This window comes from Mesorhizobium sp. M8A.F.Ca.ET.208.01.1.1 (genome assembly GCF_004791315.1).
Classification (GTDB): Bacteria; Pseudomonadota; Alphaproteobacteria; order Rhizobiales; family Rhizobiaceae; genus Mesorhizobium.
This window is the reverse complement of sequence record NZ_SRUT01000002.1, coordinates 1,016,833-1,033,957: the sequence shown is the minus strand read 5'-3', so window position 1 is coordinate 1,033,957 and position 17,125 is coordinate 1,016,833. Positions and strand designations below refer to the sequence as shown.

At 63.6% G+C, this 17,125-nt stretch carries 21 protein-coding genes; 16 read left to right on the top strand and 5 right to left on the bottom strand.

From position 1 onward, the window contains the following. Positions 1-8: 8 nt before the first annotated feature. The 3 genes from EN851_RS15575 to EN851_RS15565 form a co-directional block, all read right to left on the bottom strand. Positions 9-1,049, bottom strand: a complete 1,041-nt coding sequence (locus EN851_RS15575; RefSeq protein ID WP_135917129.1) for a tetratricopeptide repeat protein — start codon at positions 1,047-1,049, stop codon at positions 9-11. Position 1,050: 1 nt separating this feature from the next. After that, positions 1,051-1,698 carry a thiamine phosphate synthase gene (locus tag EN851_RS15570; RefSeq protein WP_127872139.1) on the bottom strand — a complete coding sequence of 216 codons (648 nt, stop codon included), beginning with the start codon at positions 1,696-1,698 and terminating at the stop codon, positions 1,051-1,053. A 132-nt stretch (positions 1,699-1,830) separates the two neighbouring features. Next, positions 1,831-2,736: a DMT family transporter gene (locus EN851_RS15565; protein ID WP_135917130.1), complete on the bottom strand. Its 906-nt coding sequence runs from the start codon at positions 2,734-2,736 to the stop codon at positions 1,831-1,833. Positions 2,737-2,866: 130 nt separating this feature from the next. On the opposite strand from EN851_RS15565, the gene EN851_RS15560 reads away from it, so the two are divergent. The 3 genes from EN851_RS15560 (at position 2,867) to EN851_RS15550 (ending at position 5,027) form a co-directional block, all read left to right on the top strand. Beyond that, the gene (locus EN851_RS15560) at positions 2,867-3,319 is read left to right on the top strand and encodes an Lrp/AsnC family transcriptional regulator (RefSeq protein WP_127872137.1); all 453 of its coding nucleotides are present in this window, start codon (positions 2,867-2,869) and stop codon (positions 3,317-3,319) included. Between the two features lie 91 nt (positions 3,320-3,410). Next, positions 3,411-4,139, top strand: a complete 729-nt coding sequence (locus tag EN851_RS15555) for a class I SAM-dependent methyltransferase (protein ID WP_135917131.1) — start codon at positions 3,411-3,413, stop codon at positions 4,137-4,139. Positions 4,140-4,256: 117 nt separating this feature from the next. Further along, complete coding sequence (locus EN851_RS15550) at positions 4,257-5,027, top strand: sulfite exporter TauE/SafE family protein (RefSeq protein WP_127872136.1); 771 nt, start codon at positions 4,257-4,259, stop codon at positions 5,025-5,027. 14 nt (positions 5,028-5,041) lie between these two features. Here EN851_RS15550 and EN851_RS15545 read toward each other — a convergent pair whose 3' ends face one another. After that, on the bottom strand, positions 5,042-5,593 hold the full coding sequence (locus EN851_RS15545) for a DUF2269 family protein (protein WP_135929547.1): 552 nt from the start codon (positions 5,591-5,593) through the stop codon (positions 5,042-5,044). 327 nt (positions 5,594-5,920) lie between these two features. On the opposite strand from EN851_RS15545, the gene EN851_RS15540 reads away from it, so the two are divergent. The 8 genes from EN851_RS15540 (at position 5,921) to EN851_RS15505 (ending at position 11,372) form a co-directional block, all read left to right on the top strand. After that, complete coding sequence (locus EN851_RS15540; protein ID WP_023771684.1) at positions 5,921-6,301, top strand: hypothetical protein; 381 nt, start codon at positions 5,921-5,923, stop codon at positions 6,299-6,301. A gap of 384 nt (positions 6,302-6,685) precedes the next feature. Further along, complete coding sequence (locus EN851_RS15535; RefSeq protein ID WP_127872134.1) at positions 6,686-7,219, top strand: DUF1465 family protein; 534 nt, start codon at positions 6,686-6,688, stop codon at positions 7,217-7,219. Between the two features lie 94 nt (positions 7,220-7,313). Further along, positions 7,314-7,823, top strand: a complete 510-nt coding sequence (gene ruvC / locus EN851_RS15530; RefSeq protein WP_127872133.1) for a crossover junction endodeoxyribonuclease RuvC — start codon at positions 7,314-7,316, stop codon at positions 7,821-7,823. Between the two features lie 56 nt (positions 7,824-7,879). Continuing rightward, on the top strand, positions 7,880-8,149 hold the full coding sequence (locus EN851_RS15525; RefSeq protein ID WP_127280066.1) for an AbrB/MazE/SpoVT family DNA-binding domain-containing protein: 270 nt from the start codon (positions 7,880-7,882) through the stop codon (positions 8,147-8,149). Further along, entirely contained in the window at positions 8,127-8,546 is a 420-nt protein-coding gene (locus tag EN851_RS15520) for a type II toxin-antitoxin system VapC family toxin (protein ID WP_127280067.1), read from the top strand. Before EN851_RS15525 ends, EN851_RS15520 begins: the two co-directional genes overlap by 23 nt. Before the next feature lie 27 nt (positions 8,547-8,573). Continuing rightward, a complete protein-coding gene (gene ruvA / locus EN851_RS15515; protein WP_127280068.1) occupies positions 8,574-9,194 on the top strand; it encodes a Holliday junction branch migration protein RuvA in 621 nt (206 codons plus the stop codon). A gap of 43 nt (positions 9,195-9,237) precedes the next feature. After that, a complete protein-coding gene (gene ruvB / locus EN851_RS15510) occupies positions 9,238-10,275 on the top strand; it encodes a Holliday junction branch migration DNA helicase RuvB (RefSeq protein ID WP_135882188.1) in 1,038 nt (345 codons plus the stop codon). 200 nt (positions 10,276-10,475) lie between these two features. Beyond that, on the top strand, positions 10,476-11,372 hold the full coding sequence (locus EN851_RS15505) for a metallophosphoesterase (protein WP_127872131.1): 897 nt from the start codon (positions 10,476-10,478) through the stop codon (positions 11,370-11,372). 8 nt (positions 11,373-11,380) lie between these two features. Here the strand turns inward: EN851_RS15505 and EN851_RS15500 are convergent, their stop codons facing one another. Continuing rightward, positions 11,381-12,631 (bottom strand): cellulase family glycosylhydrolase, encoded by a 1,251-nt coding sequence (locus tag EN851_RS15500; RefSeq protein ID WP_127872172.1) that lies wholly within the window; start codon positions 12,629-12,631, stop codon positions 11,381-11,383. 53 nt (positions 12,632-12,684) lie between these two features. Between EN851_RS15500 and ybgC the strand changes: the two genes are divergently transcribed. From ybgC to tolB, 5 genes are all read left to right on the top strand, one after another. After that, complete coding sequence (gene ybgC, locus EN851_RS15495) at positions 12,685-13,155, top strand: tol-pal system-associated acyl-CoA thioesterase (RefSeq protein ID WP_127280352.1); 471 nt, start codon at positions 12,685-12,687, stop codon at positions 13,153-13,155. A 259-nt stretch (positions 13,156-13,414) separates the two neighbouring features. Then, the gene (gene tolQ / locus EN851_RS15490; protein WP_015315267.1) at positions 13,415-14,125 is read left to right on the top strand and encodes a protein TolQ; all 711 of its coding nucleotides are present in this window, start codon (positions 13,415-13,417) and stop codon (positions 14,123-14,125) included. An 11-nt stretch (positions 14,126-14,136) separates the two neighbouring features. Continuing rightward, complete coding sequence (tolR, locus tag EN851_RS15485) at positions 14,137-14,589, top strand: protein TolR (protein ID WP_027141797.1); 453 nt, start codon at positions 14,137-14,139, stop codon at positions 14,587-14,589. A gap of 7 nt (positions 14,590-14,596) precedes the next feature. Then, positions 14,597-15,754: a TonB family protein gene (locus EN851_RS15480; protein WP_135929546.1), complete on the top strand. Its 1,158-nt coding sequence runs from the start codon at positions 14,597-14,599 to the stop codon at positions 15,752-15,754. A gap of 40 nt (positions 15,755-15,794) precedes the next feature. Beyond that, positions 15,795-17,105, top strand: coding sequence for a Tol-Pal system beta propeller repeat protein TolB (gene tolB, locus EN851_RS15475; protein ID WP_127872129.1), 1,311 nt, complete (start codon positions 15,795-15,797; stop codon positions 17,103-17,105). The last annotated feature ends 20 nt before the right edge of the window (positions 17,106-17,125 follow it).

The following is a 17,125-nucleotide window of genomic DNA, read 5'->3' as shown; positions in this document are numbered from 1 at the left end:
CGCTGTCCTCAGGGCAGGCGGTTCGCCTTCTGCAGGGCCTGCTTGGTCTGGTCATCGCTCAGCCCTTGCAGGAAATCGTCCATCTCCTGATCGATGAGGCCGGCGCGGCGGGCAACGATATACCAGGCGCCGGCGAGTACCAGGTCCGGATCGGTGCCGATGCCTTGCATATAGAGTTTTGCCAGGCGGTTCTGGGCCGCGACATTGCCGCCTTCGGCGGCCTGTTTCGTCCAGCCGAAAGCCGATTTCAGGTCGCGCGCGCCGCCGCGGCCCTCGATCATCCAGGCGGCGAGATCGATCTGCGCGGTGTCGTAGTTCTGACGGGCGGCCTGCGCCAGCAGCCGCCGTGCCTGTGCATCGTCGCGCGGCTTGCCGCCGACGCCGTTGGCATAGATCTGCGACATGGCGTATTGCGCGTCGGCGAGACCGGTCGCGGCAGCGCGCTCATAGTAGGAAACCGCCTTGGCCAGGCCGGCGTCGCCGGGATCCTGCTGGACCAGCATCTGCGCGAAATTGAATTGCGCCAGCTGGTTGCCGGCTTCGGCGGCTGCCTGCATTAGGGCATAGGCTCCCTTCGCGTCCTTCTTGACGTAACGGCCGTCGAGCAGCATCAGCGCATATTGGAACTGCGATTCCGGCACGCCCTGCTCGGCGGCAAGCGCGTACCATTTGGCGGCCTCGGCGGAGTTCAACGGCACACCCAACCCACGCGACAGGATCTCGGCCACCAGCGTCTGCGCCGCCGGGTCGCCGTTCTGGGCACGGACCAGGGCCAGATTATAGGCGGTCTTGTAAAGCCCGCGCTGGAACGCGCCATAGGCGGCGTCCGCCGGCTTGGCGCCGAAGCGGTCGGGATTGACGCTGTCGACCGAGGGCAGCGGTGCGGGCTCCGCCGTGGTGGCGGGCTGCGGCAGCTTGTTTTCGATCGGCTTGTCGGTGTGCATGCCGGTTTCAGGCTTGCGCTGCGGCAAGGGTATAGTTTCGGCGGCGGCGGCCTGGATCATCACCGCCGCAAGCAGGGCCTGAAGGGAAAGCCTTGCCAGGGACACGTCAATCCTCGAAGCGCGGCGCTGTGTCGTCGAGCAGGGCATTGGCCCGGGCGATCGCCACCTTCGGATCGACGCCGTCGGCGAACACGGCGCTCGACAGCGCGACGAATTCGGCGCCGGTGGCGGCCACCGTTTCGACGGAGGCAAGATCGGAACCGGCCTCGACGATGCAAGGAATCTGGATCATCTGCGCCCACCATTGCCCCAATGACAGGTTGCGCGGATGCGGCTCAGGCTTGTTGTCGTAGCCGAAGCGGCCGAAGAAAATGTAATCGGGCCTGGCTTCGCCGAGCTCCAGCGCGTCGTCGCGGGTCTTGGCACCGCCGGTGCCGACCATCATTTTCGCCTGGAAATGCTCGATCGTCTCGGCGAGTTCGGCCTTGGAGACCTCGACATGGATGCCGTCGGCCTGGACCCGGCCGGCGATGCGGGTGTCGCCAGCAATGATGACCGCCACGCCCGCGGCCTGCGCGGCCGGCACGACCTGTTCGGCAAAGGCCTGGAAGGAGGCCTCGTCCATGCCGTTCTCGGGCAGGATCAGCGAGGCGATGTCGCCGCCGTCGAACGCTGCCGCGATGCGGGCGGCCGGCACGCCGGGTGGCGCGATCAGTACGATGCGGCAGCGGTTGGGAGGCGTGGCGTCATTCATGGTTCTTCGATCCCGGGTTTCGCCTATGCCGGGCGAAGATGGTTGGATTGCGGCATAGAGCAAACTGCCCGCTTTGAACAGGCGGACAGCCAGGATCGGATTTTTTGACCGCCGGGTAGCCGGCGTGCCGCCTTACTTGGTCGGCTGCGGGCTCGCGGCGGACGGTCTCGATTTCCACAATGTCCAGCCGAGGTTCATGCCGGCGGCTGCGATCAGGATGGCGGCGGCGCCGACGACCTGGCTAAGATGCAGCCGATGGCCGAAAGCGATGACATCGACCAGGATGGCAACGACCGGATAGATGAAGGACAGCGACCCCTGCAGATGCGTCGGCAGCTTCTGGATGGCGCCGTACATCAGGATGTACATCACGCCGGTGTGGACGATGCCGAGCGTTGCCAGCATGGCCCAGCTCCATGGGTCGGCGGGAAGATGCGAGAGATTGGCGAAGGGCGCCAGCATGACGACGCCGACGCAGACCTGGATGAGCGCGATCAGATGCGGCGGCGTGCCCTTGAGTTTCTTGGTGACGATGGCCGCGACAGCCCAGAAAAAGGCGGCGGCCAGGGCCATCAGGATGCCGGCGAAATAGTTCGTGCCGACATCGCCGGCGTCTGGGGCGGCTCCGACGATCAGCACCATGCCGGCGAAGGCGATTGCCAGCCAGGTCAGCTTGGTCAATGTCAGCCGCTCGGCGAACAACAGCGCGCCGAAGCCGACCAGCATGAAGGGTTGCGTGTTGTAGACCGCGGTGGCGATCGAGATGGAGGCGCGTGAGAATGCGCTAAACAGGAGCAGCCAGTTGATGACGATCGCCGCGCCCCCAAGTGCTGCGAGGCCGACGATGCGCAACGACAGCCTGTTGCGCAACAATCCAAGCGAAGCGCAGATGATGAGCAGCGTCAGCGCGCCGAACGCGCAGCGCCAGAACACTACATCCATGATCGGCTGGCCGGACATGATGACGAACCATCCGATCGTTCCCAGGATCGCCATTGCGGCCGACATTTCGACCGTGCCACGTACCGTATCGTTCATGATAAGCCTCTGAACCCGTTGAGCCAGCATAATCTCATGTGATGTCGAGGCTTTCCATCTCCTCAGGAAGGCTATATGAGGAGGTGGCCTAATTATATTAGGCAGCCGCTCGAATCTGCGAGAAAAAGAAATGCTGGACGATCTCGACCGAAATCTCCTCGAAATCCTGGTCAGGGATGCGCGGACCTCGCTGAAGGATCTGGCGGCCCAGGTCGGGCTGTCGTCGCCGAGCGTTTCGGAGCGCTTGCGGCGGCTCGAGGAGCGCGGCGTCATCCGGGCGTTCACCGTCGAGATCGATCCGCTGGCGCTCGGCTATACGCTGCAGGCGATCGTGCGGATCAAACCTTTGCCGGGCAAGCTGCACATCGTCCAGAAACTGATCGAGGAGATTGAAGAGTTTGGCGAATGCGACAAGGTGACGGGAGATGACTGTTTCGTCGCCCGGCTGTTCGTGCGCTCGATCGGCGACCTCGACGGCATTCTCGACCGGATCGCCGACAAGGCCGAGACCAGCACCGCCATCATCAAGGCACAGCCGATCCGGCGGCGGCCGCCGCCACTGGGGTTGCCGTCGGGCTCATAGGCTTGACACCCCGAGGCCATGGTGGAAAGGCGCGGCCAGTCCACCAAATGTCAGCCTTCCGCCAGATGGCTGTCTGAAGAGCGAGAAAAACATGGCGCAGAACATTTACGATCAACCGGAATTCTTCGCGGGTTACAGCCAGCTTGGCCGCTCGGTCGAAGGCCTGGACGGTGCCGCCGAGTGGCCGGCGCTGCGCGCGATGCTGCCTGATGTCACAGGCCTGAGGATCGTCGACCTCGGCTGCGGCTTTGGCTGGTTTTGCCGCTGGGCGCACGGGCAAGGGGCGCGCGATGTCCTTGGGCTGGACCTGTCGGAGAAGATGCTTGCCCGGGCCAGAGCTGCCGGCCCGGACACGGGCATCACCTATGAAAGAGCCGACCTCGACCAGCTCAGCCTGCCGCGGGCCAGCTTCGACCTCGCCTACAGTTCGCTCGCCTTGCACTATGTCGCGGATGTCGAGCGCCTGTTCGGAACCGTGCATCAGGCCCTGTCGCCAGGCGGCCATTTTGTCTTCTCGACGGAGCATCCGATCTACATGGCGCCGACCAATCCCGGCTGGTCGATCGATGGCGAGGGGAAAAAGACCTGGCCTGTCGACCGGTATCTGGTGGAAGGGCCGCGCAAGACCGACTGGTTGGCCAAGGGCGTGGTAAAACATCACCGCACCATCGGCACCACGCTCAACACGCTGATCGGGACGGGTTTCACGATCGAGCATGTCGAGGAATTCCGTCCGACGGACGCGCAGATCGCGGCCATGCCGGGTCTTGCGGAAGAGCTCGAGCGGCCGATGTTCCTGCTGGTTTCGGCGCGCCGATAGCTATTCGAAGCCCGTCGGCCAGGCGCGTCGCGGCCAGCCCATATTTGCGGTCGCCGGGCACGCGATTCTGGGCTATTCAGGCGTTGATCCGCTTTCCCTCCAGACCAGTCCCTCCCCATGTCAGGCCTGCTTCTCGATCCGTGGTTCTACGCGGCCGCCGTCCCGGCGGTCATTCTGGTCGGCCTGTCGAAGGGCGGCTTTGGCGGCGCCGTCGGCTTCGTCGGCGTGCCGCTGATGGCGCTGACCATGCCGCCGGTGCAGGCGGCCGCCATCCTGCTGCCGATCCTGTGCCTGATGGACATCGTCTCGGTGTGGACGTGGTGGGGCGTATACGATCGCAAGATGCTGGTCGACATGATGCCGGGCGCCGTCATCGGCATCGGGCTTGGCTGGCTGACGGCGGCACTCGTCACCGAGGAAGCGGTGCGGCTGATCGTCGGCGCCGTCGCCATCATCTTCGTGCTGCGCTGGCTTTACCTGCAGTTTCGTCACGGCTCCGACCATGCCGCCGCGCCCAATCGCGTGGCGGCGGCCATATGGGGCACGGTCGCCGGGTTCACCAGCTTCGTCGCCCATGTCGGCGGCCCGCCCTTCCAGGTCTATGCCTTGCCGATCCGGCTCGACCCCAAGGTGCTGTCGGGCACGGCGGCGATCTTCTTTGCCGCCACCAACGCGCTGAAGCTCATTCCCTATTTCGCGCTCGGCCAGTTCGATACCGCCAACCTGACGGCATCGGCGGTGCTGATGCCGCTGGCGCCGCTGTCGACCATCGCCGGCGCATGGCTGGTGCGGCGCATGCGGCCGGAGATTTTTTATCCCTTCACCTATGCGACCGTGGCGGTCGTGGCCGTGAAGCTTCTGTGGGACGGGATCGCCGGCATCATGTAGCACTCCAGCCCGCGTCAGGCGGCGCTGGGCACCATGCGTCTTGGCCGGCTGAGCGCCATGGCGGCACCGGCGGCAAGAACCACCACCATGCCCGCGAGAATGACGACGTCGTGCAGGGTCGGCTTCAGCACCATGTCGGTGATGATGACGAGCATGACCGCATAGTCGAAGCGCGCCGCCCGCAGGATGCGCTGGCCATAGGCCAGGGCCGCGGGCGTCACGCCGTCCCTGGCGATCATCGCGCCCATGCGGTCGGCAGTCGGCTTGAAAACGAACATTCCGATGCAGAAGGTCGTGGCGTAGCCGGCAAGGCCGATCAGGACCCAGAGCTCGGAGAAGCCGACCCAGAACGAGCACATGATCAATCCGAAGGCCAATGTCAGCATCGACATCGGCGCGAAGAAGCGGTTGCCCAGCTCGCCGGTGGCGCGCATCGCCTGCAGCGTTCCCTGGATGTTGCCGGCTCGATCCGCCAGCGTCGCCAGCACCATCAGCGTGAAGCCGCCGCCGACCCAAAGCGTTGCCGAAAGGATGTGCAGCAATTTGACGATGGAATACCAATCCATGGCTTTCTCCCCGATGCCCAATGGTTGCTGGCGAGGGCGGGCCATTGCCCGTCCGCTTCGCCGCCGCCGCGTTTAGCGCCGCGGTTGTTTCGGGACGATGTCGTGGAAAAACCGGCTGTGTTTCAGGCCGCCGGCTAACGAAAGGCGTCGCTAATATGATGAAGGCGCCGCCCGGCTTTCTGCTATTGTCGGCATTGTCGGGGGGCGTGACATCGTCCGGAAACAATGCCGATGCTAGTGCCGACGGCGGAGGTCCGGCGGCGGCAGCGCTTGCCTGACGATCAACTCATTCCCAACTTGGGAAAAGGCAATTCGGGGGACTAATATATGCAAGGGGTAGCACGGAATTTCTTCACGCTGGCGATCATCTACGCGCTGTGCGGCATGGCACTCGGCATTCACATGGCGATCAGCGAAGACCATGGTCAGATGCCGACCCACGCCCACACGATGGTGGCTGGCTGGCTTATGTCGGCGGTCTTCGCGTTCTTTTACCACCTGTTTCCGGCTGCCGGGCAAAAGACGCTGGCCCTCGTCCATTTCTGGCTGACGGCGATCAGCGGCATCGGGCTCATGATCGGCCTTTATATACTGCTTGCCGGAAATCCGGGGATCGAGCCGTTGCTGGGGATATCTTCGATCGGCTTCTACGCAGGCATGCTGCTGTTCGCCTTCATCGCCTTGCCGGTGGTGTGGAAAAAGGCCTGAGTGAGGTCGAAACCTTGCCTGCGCGGCTGTGCTGTTACGGCACAGGAGTAGTGTGTAGGGTCAAAAAATATCAGGGATGTTAAGGGTCCATTAAGCTTTACAGGCGTTTACTATGTGCATCCAGTGATCTGGATTCTTACCGAGTGGTTGGAGCCACTTTGTTTGACGCCTCCCTGTTAAACTCCTGAGAGCCGCCTTATCCGCGGCTCTTTTTTTGTCCGCATTCCGGTGGCTTCCCGCGACGCCGGTCGCTGTTAACCTTCTGTTAAACATGTGCTTGCCTTCACCCCGGACGAAGCGCATTTTCAAGCTTCAGTTTTATAGGGTCACGGGTGTATCGGCAGAGAGCCGAATCGGCCGGTTGCAAGTGCAGGGGCGTTATCAATGAACGAGCCGTCGAAAGGCGTTGTGAAAACCGTCAAGCTGGCGGAACGCCGGGTGTTTTCGCACTCCTTCAAACCGCTTTACCAGGAAGGCATGGGCCTGGTCGAACAGGCGGCGGAGTATCTCGACGGCAAGGGCCGGGCCGAGGCCAAGAAACTGTCGCGGCTGGCAGCCACGCTCTACGCGGCCGAGTCGATGCGGCTGACCACCAGGCTGATGCAGGTTGCCTCGTGGCTGCTTTTGCAGCGCGCGGCGAATTCCGGCGAGATGACCCGCGACCAGGTCGCTTCGGAAAAGTCCAAGGTGCGCCTCGACACCGCTTCCGCCCATGACGAGGCGGCCGGCTGGGCCGAACTGCCGAGCGATTTCCTCGACCTCGTCAACCGGTCGCTGCGCCTTCAGGCATTGGTGCGCCGCATGGACGAAGAGATCTACGGCGCCGGCGCGATGGTCGACACGCAGCCCGTGGCTCGCCGGCCCAATCCGGTCTCCGACCAGATCAGCCTGCTCAACACCGCCTTCGCCCGCAACTGAGAAACTTCGAAGCCTTCCCCAGTTGGCGGGGTGGGCGTTTCCGGTTTGTTCACTTTTCGCTGGCATCGCTGTCCGCCGGAGGTACACTCACGGCATGGGGGACGCGATTCGCATCATCGGTATCGATCCGGGGCTCAGGCGCACCGGCTGGGGCATCATCGAGAGCCTCGGCAATTCGTTGCGCTTCGTCGCTTCGGGCACCGTACGCTCCGAGGACAAGGCGGCGCTGGCGACGCGGCTCTGCCAACTGCATGACGGGCTCGCCGAAATCCTGCATCAGGCCATGCCGCATGAGGCCGCGGTCGAACAGACCTTCGTCAACAAGGACGCCGTTGCGACGCTGAAGCTCGGGCAGGCACGCGGCATCGCCATGCTGGTGCCGGCGCGCGCCGGCCTCGTTGTCGCCGAATATGCGCCAAACGCGGTGAAGAAGGCGGTGATCGGCGTCGGCCACGGCGACAAGAAGCAGATCCACATGATGGTGAAGGTGTTATTGCCGAAGGCGGTCTTCGACACCGAACACGCCGCTGACGCGCTGGCCATTGCGATTTGCCACGCGCATCACCGGCAAAGTGCCGCCTATAGGCTGGCGCTCGCCGGTTAGTGATGTTCTTGACTTGTTCACGGCTATGGGGTAGGTAATACCTTTGAGGTATTACCATGCGCGTCACCGTCAAGGGGCAGGTCACGATCCCCAAACCTATAAGGGACCATCTGGGCATAGGCCCAGGCTCCGAGGTGGAGTTCGTGGCCACCAATGGGGACGTTCGGCTGGTTGCCGTCGACGGGGACCTCTCCGAGGAGGAGAAATTGCGCAGGTTCAGCGATGTTCTCGACCAAATGGAGGGGACATTGGATCTGGGAGGCATGACCAGCGACCAGTACATGGAGTGGTTGAGAGGCCCACGTGAAGATCTCGACGTTGATTGACACGAATGTCCTGATCGATGTTTGGGGGCCAACTGGGCCTCTGAAAAAATGGTCAGCGTCTAAAATCACCTTGTGCCGAGGCGACGGCGCATTGGTCGTCAATGCCATCGTCTGGTCCGAGTTGGCGCCGCTGATCGCGACGGAGACGGCGCTTCGAAAAGCAGTCGACATGCTCGAGATGGATCGCGAACTTGTACCTTGGGACGCGGCATTCCTTGCGGGCGTCACGCATTCCCGCTATCGCCGGGCCGGCGGTGTTCGGGAGCGCACTCTGCCTGATTTCTTTATTGGCGCTCATGCGACCGTTGCCGGACATCGTCTTTTGACCCGAGACGCAGCACGGTATCGCAGTTACTTCCCCGATCTCGACATCATCTCTCCGGAAACGCACCCATGAGGGCCTATCTTCCATGAAAGATCTGGCATGATCGGCAAGCTCAAGGGCACTCTCGATGAGATCGACGAAGACCATTGTCTCGTCGATATCCATGGCGTCGGCTATGTCGCTTACTGCTCGACCCGCACGCTTGCCGCGCTGCCTTCGCCCGGCGAAGCGGTGGTGCTGTTCATCGAGACCTATGTGCGCGAGGACATGATCCGGCTCTATGGTTTCCAGTCGCAGCTCGAGCGCGAATGGTTTCGGCTGCTGATGAACAATGTGCCGGGTGTCGGCGCCAAGGTGGCGCTGGCCATACTGTCGACGCTGGCGCCGGCCGACCTCGCCAATGCGATCGCGCTGCGCGACATCGCCATGGTTTCCCGCGCGCCCGGCGTCGGCAAGAAGGTGGCCGAGCGCATCGTCACCGAATTGAAGGCCAAGGCACCGGCCTATGCCGGCGCTGCCTCCGGTACGATCGGGCTGAAGCAGGAACTCGGCGAAGGCGTGGCGCCTGCGCCGATCACCGACGCCGTCTCGGCGCTGGTCAATCTCGGCTATTCCCGCGACACCGCCGCCAATGCGGTATCGGCGGCGCTGAAGACGGCAGGAGAGGGAGCCGATGCCTCCAAGCTGATCCGTTTCGGGCTGAAGGAACTGGCGCGGTGAGCCTTCGCTTGTCCGGGGCGCTACCCTGTGCGAGGAAGGCCCCATGAGCCTTTCCCCCCGTCTCATTGCTCCGGAAAAACGCGGCGAGGATGCCGAGCAGACCTTGCGGCCGCAGACGCTCGACGATTTCGTCGGCCAGGCGGCGGTTCGGGCAAACCTCAAAGTCTTCATCGAGGCCGCCAAGGGCCGCAAGGAGGCGCTCGACCACGTGCTGTTCGTCGGACCGCCGGGGCTGGGCAAGACGACGCTGGCGCAGATCATGGCGCGCGAACTCGGCGTCAATTTCCGCTCGACCTCCGGGCCGGTCATCGCCAAGGCCGGCGATCTCGCGGCACTGCTGACCAATCTCGAAGAAGGCGATGTGCTGTTCATCGACGAGATCCACAGGCTCAACCCGGCGGTGGAGGAAATCCTCTATCCGGCGATGGAGGATTTCCAGCTCGACCTGATCATCGGCGAGGGACCGGCGGCGCGTTCGGTCAAGATCGACCTTGCCCGTTTCACGCTGGTGGCAGCCACCACGCGGCTCGGCCTGCTCACCAATCCGCTGCGCGACCGGTTCGGCATCCCGGTGCGGCTCAATTTCTACACGGTCGAGGAGTTGGAGCAGATCGTGCGGCGCGGCGCCCGCATCCTGCAGATGCCGCTCGGCGACGACGGTGCACTCGAGATCGCCCGGCGCGCGCGCGGCACGCCGCGCATTGCCGGGCGGCTGTTGCGGCGCGTGCGCGATTTCGCCTCGGTCGCCGGCGACGGCCATGTCGACCGCCTGATCGCCGACGAGGCCTTGACCCGGCTCGAAGTCGATGCGCTCGGCCTCGACGCGCTCGACCGCCGCTATCTCAGCATGATCGCCCGCAATTTCGGCGGCGGGCCGGTGGGAATCGAGACGATCGCGGCGGGCTTGTCCGAGCCGCGCGACGCCATCGAGGACATTATCGAGCCCTATCTGATCCAGCAGGGCTTCATCCAGCGCACGCCGCGTGGCCGCGTGCTGACCGCCAATGCCTGGCGCCATCTCGGCCTTGATGCGCCGAAGGACCTGGCGCAGCAGCAGATCAGCCTGTTCCAGGAAGAATAGCGGGGCAATCGATCAGTCACGGGTTCCCGGACCAGCGATCAAGCATCAGTGAACGGGCCTGCGCAAATTCTCCTCATCTTTGCCGGCTTACCGGCGTATTCCTGGATTGTATCGGGTTCGCTGCCTCCATGCATGTCGTCCGCCCAAATCAGGATCGACACGCACCAGCGCATGCCGAAATGAGGTGCCGGAGCCACTCAATGATAACCAGACGCGGGTTCATGCGCTTTATCGGCGGGTCGCTGCTGTCGGTCGCCTCGTTCAGCGCCTACGCCGTCGGCATCGAGCCGATGCTGCTGACGCATGTGAAGCGCTATGCGCTGACGCCACCGCATTGGCCTGATGGATTGAAGCTGCGCGTCGTCGCCCTTGCCGACATCCACGCCTGCCGGCCTTGGATGACGCCGGAGCGGATTGCCTCGCTTGCCGAAGAGGCGAATGCGTTGCAGCCGGACCTGATCGTTCTGCTCGGTGACTACATCGCCGGCATGCGCCTGGCGTCACGTAGGGTCACGCCGCCGGAATGGGCTGGCGCCCTGTCGGGCCTCAAGGCACCGCTCGGCGTGCTGTCGATCCTCGGCAATCACGACTGGTGGGCCGATGGCTTCGCGCAGCGTGCCGGAGTTGGTCCGACGATCGCGCGCAAGGCATTGGAGAAGGTCGGCATCCCGGTTCTGGAGAACGACGCCGTGCGTCTGGAAAAGGACGGACATGGCGTATGGATCGCCGGCCTCGCCGATCAGTTGGCGCTATTGCGGAAAAAGAACACCGAGCGTCCCAGGGGATTGGACGATCTCGACGGCACGCTGGCCAAAATCAGCGACGCCGCGCCTGTCATCCTGCTGGCGCACGAACCGGACATTTTTCCAAAAGTGCCGTCGCGTGTGTCGCTGACGCTAGCGGGACACACCCATGGCGGCCAGGTGCGGCTGTTCGGCTATTCGCCTATCGTGCCGTCGCAGTTCGGCAATCGCTACGCCTATGGCCATGTCATCGAGAACGACCGCAACCTGATCGTCTCGGGCGGGCTCGGCTTCAGCAATTTGCCCATCCGTTTCGGCATGCGTCCGGAAATCCTGCAGATCGACCTCGGCTGACCGGGACTTCAGGGGAGGCTTCGGATTGCGTCCATCACGTCTGGCTCGGCCTTGTCGCCATTGAACGCATCGACGACGCCGAAAGCGCCGCCATAGCTCCACAGCGACCATGAGAAGCCGTGCGCTTCGGCTCGCGCGATCATATCCTTGACATAGGCGGCCCGATACTCCGCCGGCATCACATAGGCATTGCCATATTCCTGGCGGATCATGCCGAACTCGCCCAGGGTGATGTCTTGCGGCTTGATGCCGTTGGCCTTCGCCCACGTCTCGACGGTCTTGAACGGCGCATCCATCAGGCCAAGCAGCTTGTCGGGGCTGTCCATGCTGGCGACCTGCTCGTCGAGATAGGCAAGCAGGCCGCTCTGCCGTGTCCACGGCGCCTCGGCCTTAATCCGGGCGCGGATGGTGTCGAGCGTGACGTCGAGCTGCGCCTTGGGAACCGCGGTCAACGGATAGGGCAGGCCGGTCACGTAGGGGATAAAGTCGCCGGCCCAGGTCGCGCCCTGATGGGTGAGCAGGAATGGATCGTAGGAGTGGAAGGTCCAGATGATGTTGTCGTCGGGGATGGTCCTCGGGTCGATCCTCCCCAGCGACGAGGCGGCGGAATAGCAGGCTCCGGTCAGGACCAGCGTCAGCTTCGTCGCCGAGGCGCGCGCCGCGGCGAACAGTTCGCGCTGGCGGCCGGGCCACAGGCTGGTGCCGTCGCTGTCGCAATCGACGATCGGCTCGTTCATCGGTTCGAAAGCGACCTTTTCGGGCTCTTCGTCCGCCAGCGTGCGCGCCATGCCGCGAACCATCTCGACGTAGCGGTCGAAGGTCGCGGGATCGTCCATCACCTCACCCATGCCGATCTTGCGGCTGCCGCCGGCCGGGATCAGGTGCATGTCGACGATGACCTTCAGCCCGGCTCGGTTGATCATGCGCGCCGAGTCCAGCACGCTGGCATAGAGTTGGTCACGCAGGTCCGTTGTATTGTCCGAGAGGAAAGGCGACGGATCGACCGGCATGCGCAGGAAATCGAAGCCGGCATCCTTCAACGCCTTGAGGTCGTCTTCCCCAAGGAATTTTCGCCATTCCGGGTAGGGCAGGATGGCCTTGGCATCACCCCACCGATCCTCGCCGGGCCAGGTGACCCACTGGTCGAGATTGAGACCGCGCTTCATCGAGAAGGTGGCCGCTTCAGCCGAAAGTGTAGAAGCCGCCAGCGCTAGCACGACTGCCATCAAGGTCTTGATCATCGTCGTCAACAGTGCCATCGGGTTCATGCGCCAAAAATACCTGCCGCGTCGGCATCCAAAAGGGAAGCGCAATGGGCGATCATGGTGAATCCGCGGCATTGCTGGCTGGGCTTTCCGGCGCGCTGACCGAGTTCGGCCACCGGTTGATGGCGCGGGTCTATTACGCCGACACCGATTTTTCGGGCGTCGTCTACCACGCGCGCTATCTCGAATTCCTCGAGCGCGGCCGCTCCGACTATCTCCGGCTCACCGGCGTGCACCACACCGAACTCGCCGAAGGCAAGCATGGCGAGAAGATCGCATGGGTGGTACGCCGCATGGAGATCGACTTCCGCATTCCCGCTCGCATCGACGACATCCTGACCGTAGACACCCGCACCGATGCCATTTCCGGTGCGCGAATCTTCATGGCACAGCAGCTCAAGCGGGGCGACGAGGTGCTGGTCGAGGCCAAGGTCGAGGCGGCGATCATCGGCGAGAACGGCCGGCCGAGGCGCTTTCCCAGGGAATGGGTGGCGGCGTTCATGCCACGGGTCGGCTGATATTCAGGTGATGCCGGCCTGCGATACCCAGGCGCGGCAATGCGCCGCGCCTTATACACTAACCCATCCTTAACCATAACGGTTCATGAAGAGACTGGTGAAGATTGGCGTTATCCAGCGCCTTCCTTTCACCAATATTTGCCCCGAAAAGGCCGCTAACGGCACGGTTTGGGGTGTCCGGTAGCTTCGTGCGAACCGACCACAAGGGATGCCATGGGCCAGCCGCCAGCTTCGCCCGGAAAATCTTAAGGACGTAACGATGGAAAATATCGCACTCGCCGAACCGGGCGCGCAATTGTCGATTTGGGCCTTGTTCATGCAGGCCAGCTGGGTGGTCAAGCTGGTCATGATCGGGCTGCTCTGCGCTTCGGTGTGGACCTGGGCGATCATCGTCGACAAGCTGGTCGCCTATGGCCGCATGCGGCTGGCGCTGAACCGCTTCGAGCAGGTTTTCTGGTCCGGGCAGTCGCTGGAGGAGCTCTACCGCACGCTCGCCGACCGCAAGACGACAGGCATGGGCGCCATTTTCGTCGCCGCCATGCGCGAATGGAAGAAGAGTTTCGAAAAAGGCGCCAAGTCGCCGCTCGGCCTGCAGACCCGCATCGACAAGGCCATGGACCTGGCGCTGACCCGCGAGATGGAGAAGCTGGAGGGGCGCCTCGGCTTCCTCGCCACCACCGGATCCGCGGCACCTTTCATCGGCCTGTTCGGCACCGTCATCGGCATCATGACCTCGTTCCAGGCCATCGCCGGCTCCAAGAACACCAGCCTCGCGGTGGTCGCGCCCGGCATCGCCGAGGCGCTGCTGGCGACAGCCATCGGCCTGCTCGCCGCGATTCCGGCGGTCATCGCCTATAACAAGCTGTCATCGGATGCGAGCAAGATCGCCGTGCGCATGGAGGGGTTCTCGGATGAGTTCTCCGCCATACTCTCGCGCCAAATCGATGAAAAAGTCGCGCCTAAGGCCTGAGGAGTAACGAGATGGGTATGTCCGTAGGCATGGGAGGGCGCGGCGGGCGCGGCCACCGGCGGCGCGGCCGTCACCATGCGCTGATGTCGGAGATCAACGTCACGCCGATGGTCGACGTGATGCTGGTGCTCTTGATCATCTTCATGGTCGCGGCACCGATGCTGACGGTCGGCGTGCCGATCGACCTGCCGGACACCCAGGCCAAGGCGATGAATGCCGACACCCAGCCGATCACCGTCTCGATCGATGCGACCGGCAAGATTTTCCTGCAGGAAACCGAGATTCCGATCGAGGAGCTGGTGGCCAAACTGCAGGCTATCTCGAAGACCGGTTATGAAGAGCGCATCTTCATCCGTGGCGACAAGTCGACCGACTATGGCACGGCCATGAAGGTCATGGCTCGCATCTCGGCCGCTGGCTACAAGAACATCGGCCTGGTTTCACTGCAGGAACAGGATCAATAGACTCACGATGAGGACCGGCCTCACCACATCGGTGATCTTGCATACGGCGGTGCTGGCCTTCGGCCTGTTCACCCTGTCGGCGCCGGCCGCGCTTCCGTCCGCCGACGTGGAGTCGGTCGCGGTCGACATCGTGCCGATGGAAGCCATCGCGCAGACGCTGCAGGGCGACAAGAAGGCCGTGATGCATGAAAAGCCGGCGCCGCTGCCGACGCAGCGTCCCGATATCGTACCCAACGCGCAGAAGGTCGGCGAAAACAGCGTCGACACCGACAAGCCGATAACGCCGGAAGCCAAACCAAAACCCGTCGACACGACCTCGGCGCCGCCACCCGCGCCGACCCCGAAGGAAATCCCGAAGACCGAGGACGTTCCGAAGCCGCAGGAAAAGCCCAAGCCCACTCCGGCGACGGAAGTGGCGCCAGCGCCGACGCCCAAGGAAGAGGTGAAGCCCGAGCCGGTCAAGCAGACCGAGCCCAAGCCGACGCCGGCCAAGCCGGCGCCGACCCCGCCGCCGCAGGACAAGACAGCCGCTATCGATCCGACGCCCGAGGTCAAGCCCGACGCCGTCGCCGAGGCCATAGCGAAGGACCCGCCAACCGAAGAGACGAAATTGCCGAATTCGGCGCCCGCGCCGGAAGCGCGGCCAAAGCCGCAGCCGGCACAGGCCGAAAGCGCCAAGGCGCCGGAACGCAAGGATGCCGACAAGCCGGTCAAGGAAGCCTCGTCCAAGCCGAAGTCCGACGACAAGCAGTTCAACGCCAATGAGATTTCGGCCTTGCTCGACAAGCAGAAGCCGTCCGGCGGTGGCGCCAAGCGCTCGACCCAGCAGGCGTCGCTCGGTGGTGACAAGGATCAGGGCCAGAAGCTGTCGAAGTCGGAGCAGGGCGCCCTGGAAAGCCAGTTGGGCGGTTGCTGGACATTGCCGGCCGGGCTTGAAGGTTCGGAGAATTTCGTCGTCGTGGTCCGCTTCAACCTGGACAATTCGGGCAAGCTCGACGGCCGCCCGTCCGTCGAAAAGTCGAGCGGCAACCGGCAATTTGACGAAAGCGCGGTGCGCGCGGTTCAGAAATGCGACGTGGCCGGCCTGCAGGTTCCCGCCGGCAAACAGGACATCTGGAACGACATCCGGGTCACCTTCGATCCAAGGGAAATGCTTGGCCTCTAGGCCGGGCGTCCACCCAATCAAAGAAGAGAAGCGAGAAGATATGCGATCTTTCCTCAAGCCGCTCCTGACGATTGCAGCGATGGCGCTGGGCATGACGGCCGTCGTTCCGATGCCTGCGTGGGCGCTGGTCGAACTCAACGTCAACAAGGGCAATGTCGAGCCGCTGCCGATCGCCATCACGGATTTCCAGGGTGGCGATGCGCTTGGCGCTCAGATCTCACAGATCGTCACCGCCGATTTGAAGCGCTCCGGCCTGTTCGCGCCGATCGACAAGAGCGCCTTCATCGAGAAGATCGCCAATCCGGACGCAACCCCCCGCTTCGACGACTGGAAGGTGATCAACGCGCAAGCGCTGGTCACCGGAAGCGTCAGCAAGGAAGCAGACGGCCGCATCCGCGCCCAGTACCGGCTGTGGGATACATTCGCGGGCCAGCAGATGGCCGGCGAGCAGTTCTTCGCCAACGACGCCAATCAGCGCCGCGTCGCTCATATCATCGCCGATGCCATCTATGAGCGGCTGACCGGCGAGAAGGGCTATTTCGACACGCGCGTCGTCTTCATTGACGAGTCCGGCGCCAAGAACGCGCGCAAGAAGCGTCTCGCCATCATGGACCAGGACGGCGCCAACATCCGCTACCTCTCGGATGGGCGGTCGATCGTGCTGACGCCGCGCTTCTCGCCGAACCGGCAGGAAATCACCTACATGTCCTATGAGAGCGGCCAGCCGCGGGTCTATCTCTTGCAGATCGAGACCGGGCAGCGCGAACTGGTCGGCAATTTTCCCGGCATGACGTTCGCGCCGCGCTTCTCGCCCGACGGCCAGAAGGTGATCATGAGCCTGCTGCGCGACGACGGCAATTCCAACATCTTCGCGATGGACCTGCGCAGCCGTTCGACCACGCGTCTGACCAACTCGACCGCCATCGACACCTCGCCCTCCTATTCGCCCGACGGCAGCAAGGTGGTGTTCACTTCCGACCGTGGCGGCCGCGCGCAGATCTACGTCATGGGCGCCGACGGCTCGGGCCAGACCCGCATCTCCTTCGGCGACGGCGTCTATTCGACGCCGGTGTGGTCGCCGCGCGGCGACCTCATCGCCTTCACCAAGCAGAGCGGCGGCGAATTTCAGATCGGCGTCATGAAGACCGACGGCTCTGGCGAGCGCATCCTGTCGTCCGGCTTCCAGCAGGAAGGCCCGACCTGGGCGCCGAACGGCCGCGTGCTGATGTTCTTCCGCGACTCCAATGGCGGCCCGAAGCTGGTTTCCGTCGATCTCACCGGCCGCAACGAGCAGCCGATCCCGACCGCGAATTTTGCTTCTGATCCGGCCTGGTCACCGCTGCTGGAATAATACGGGAATTGGCGAATTGA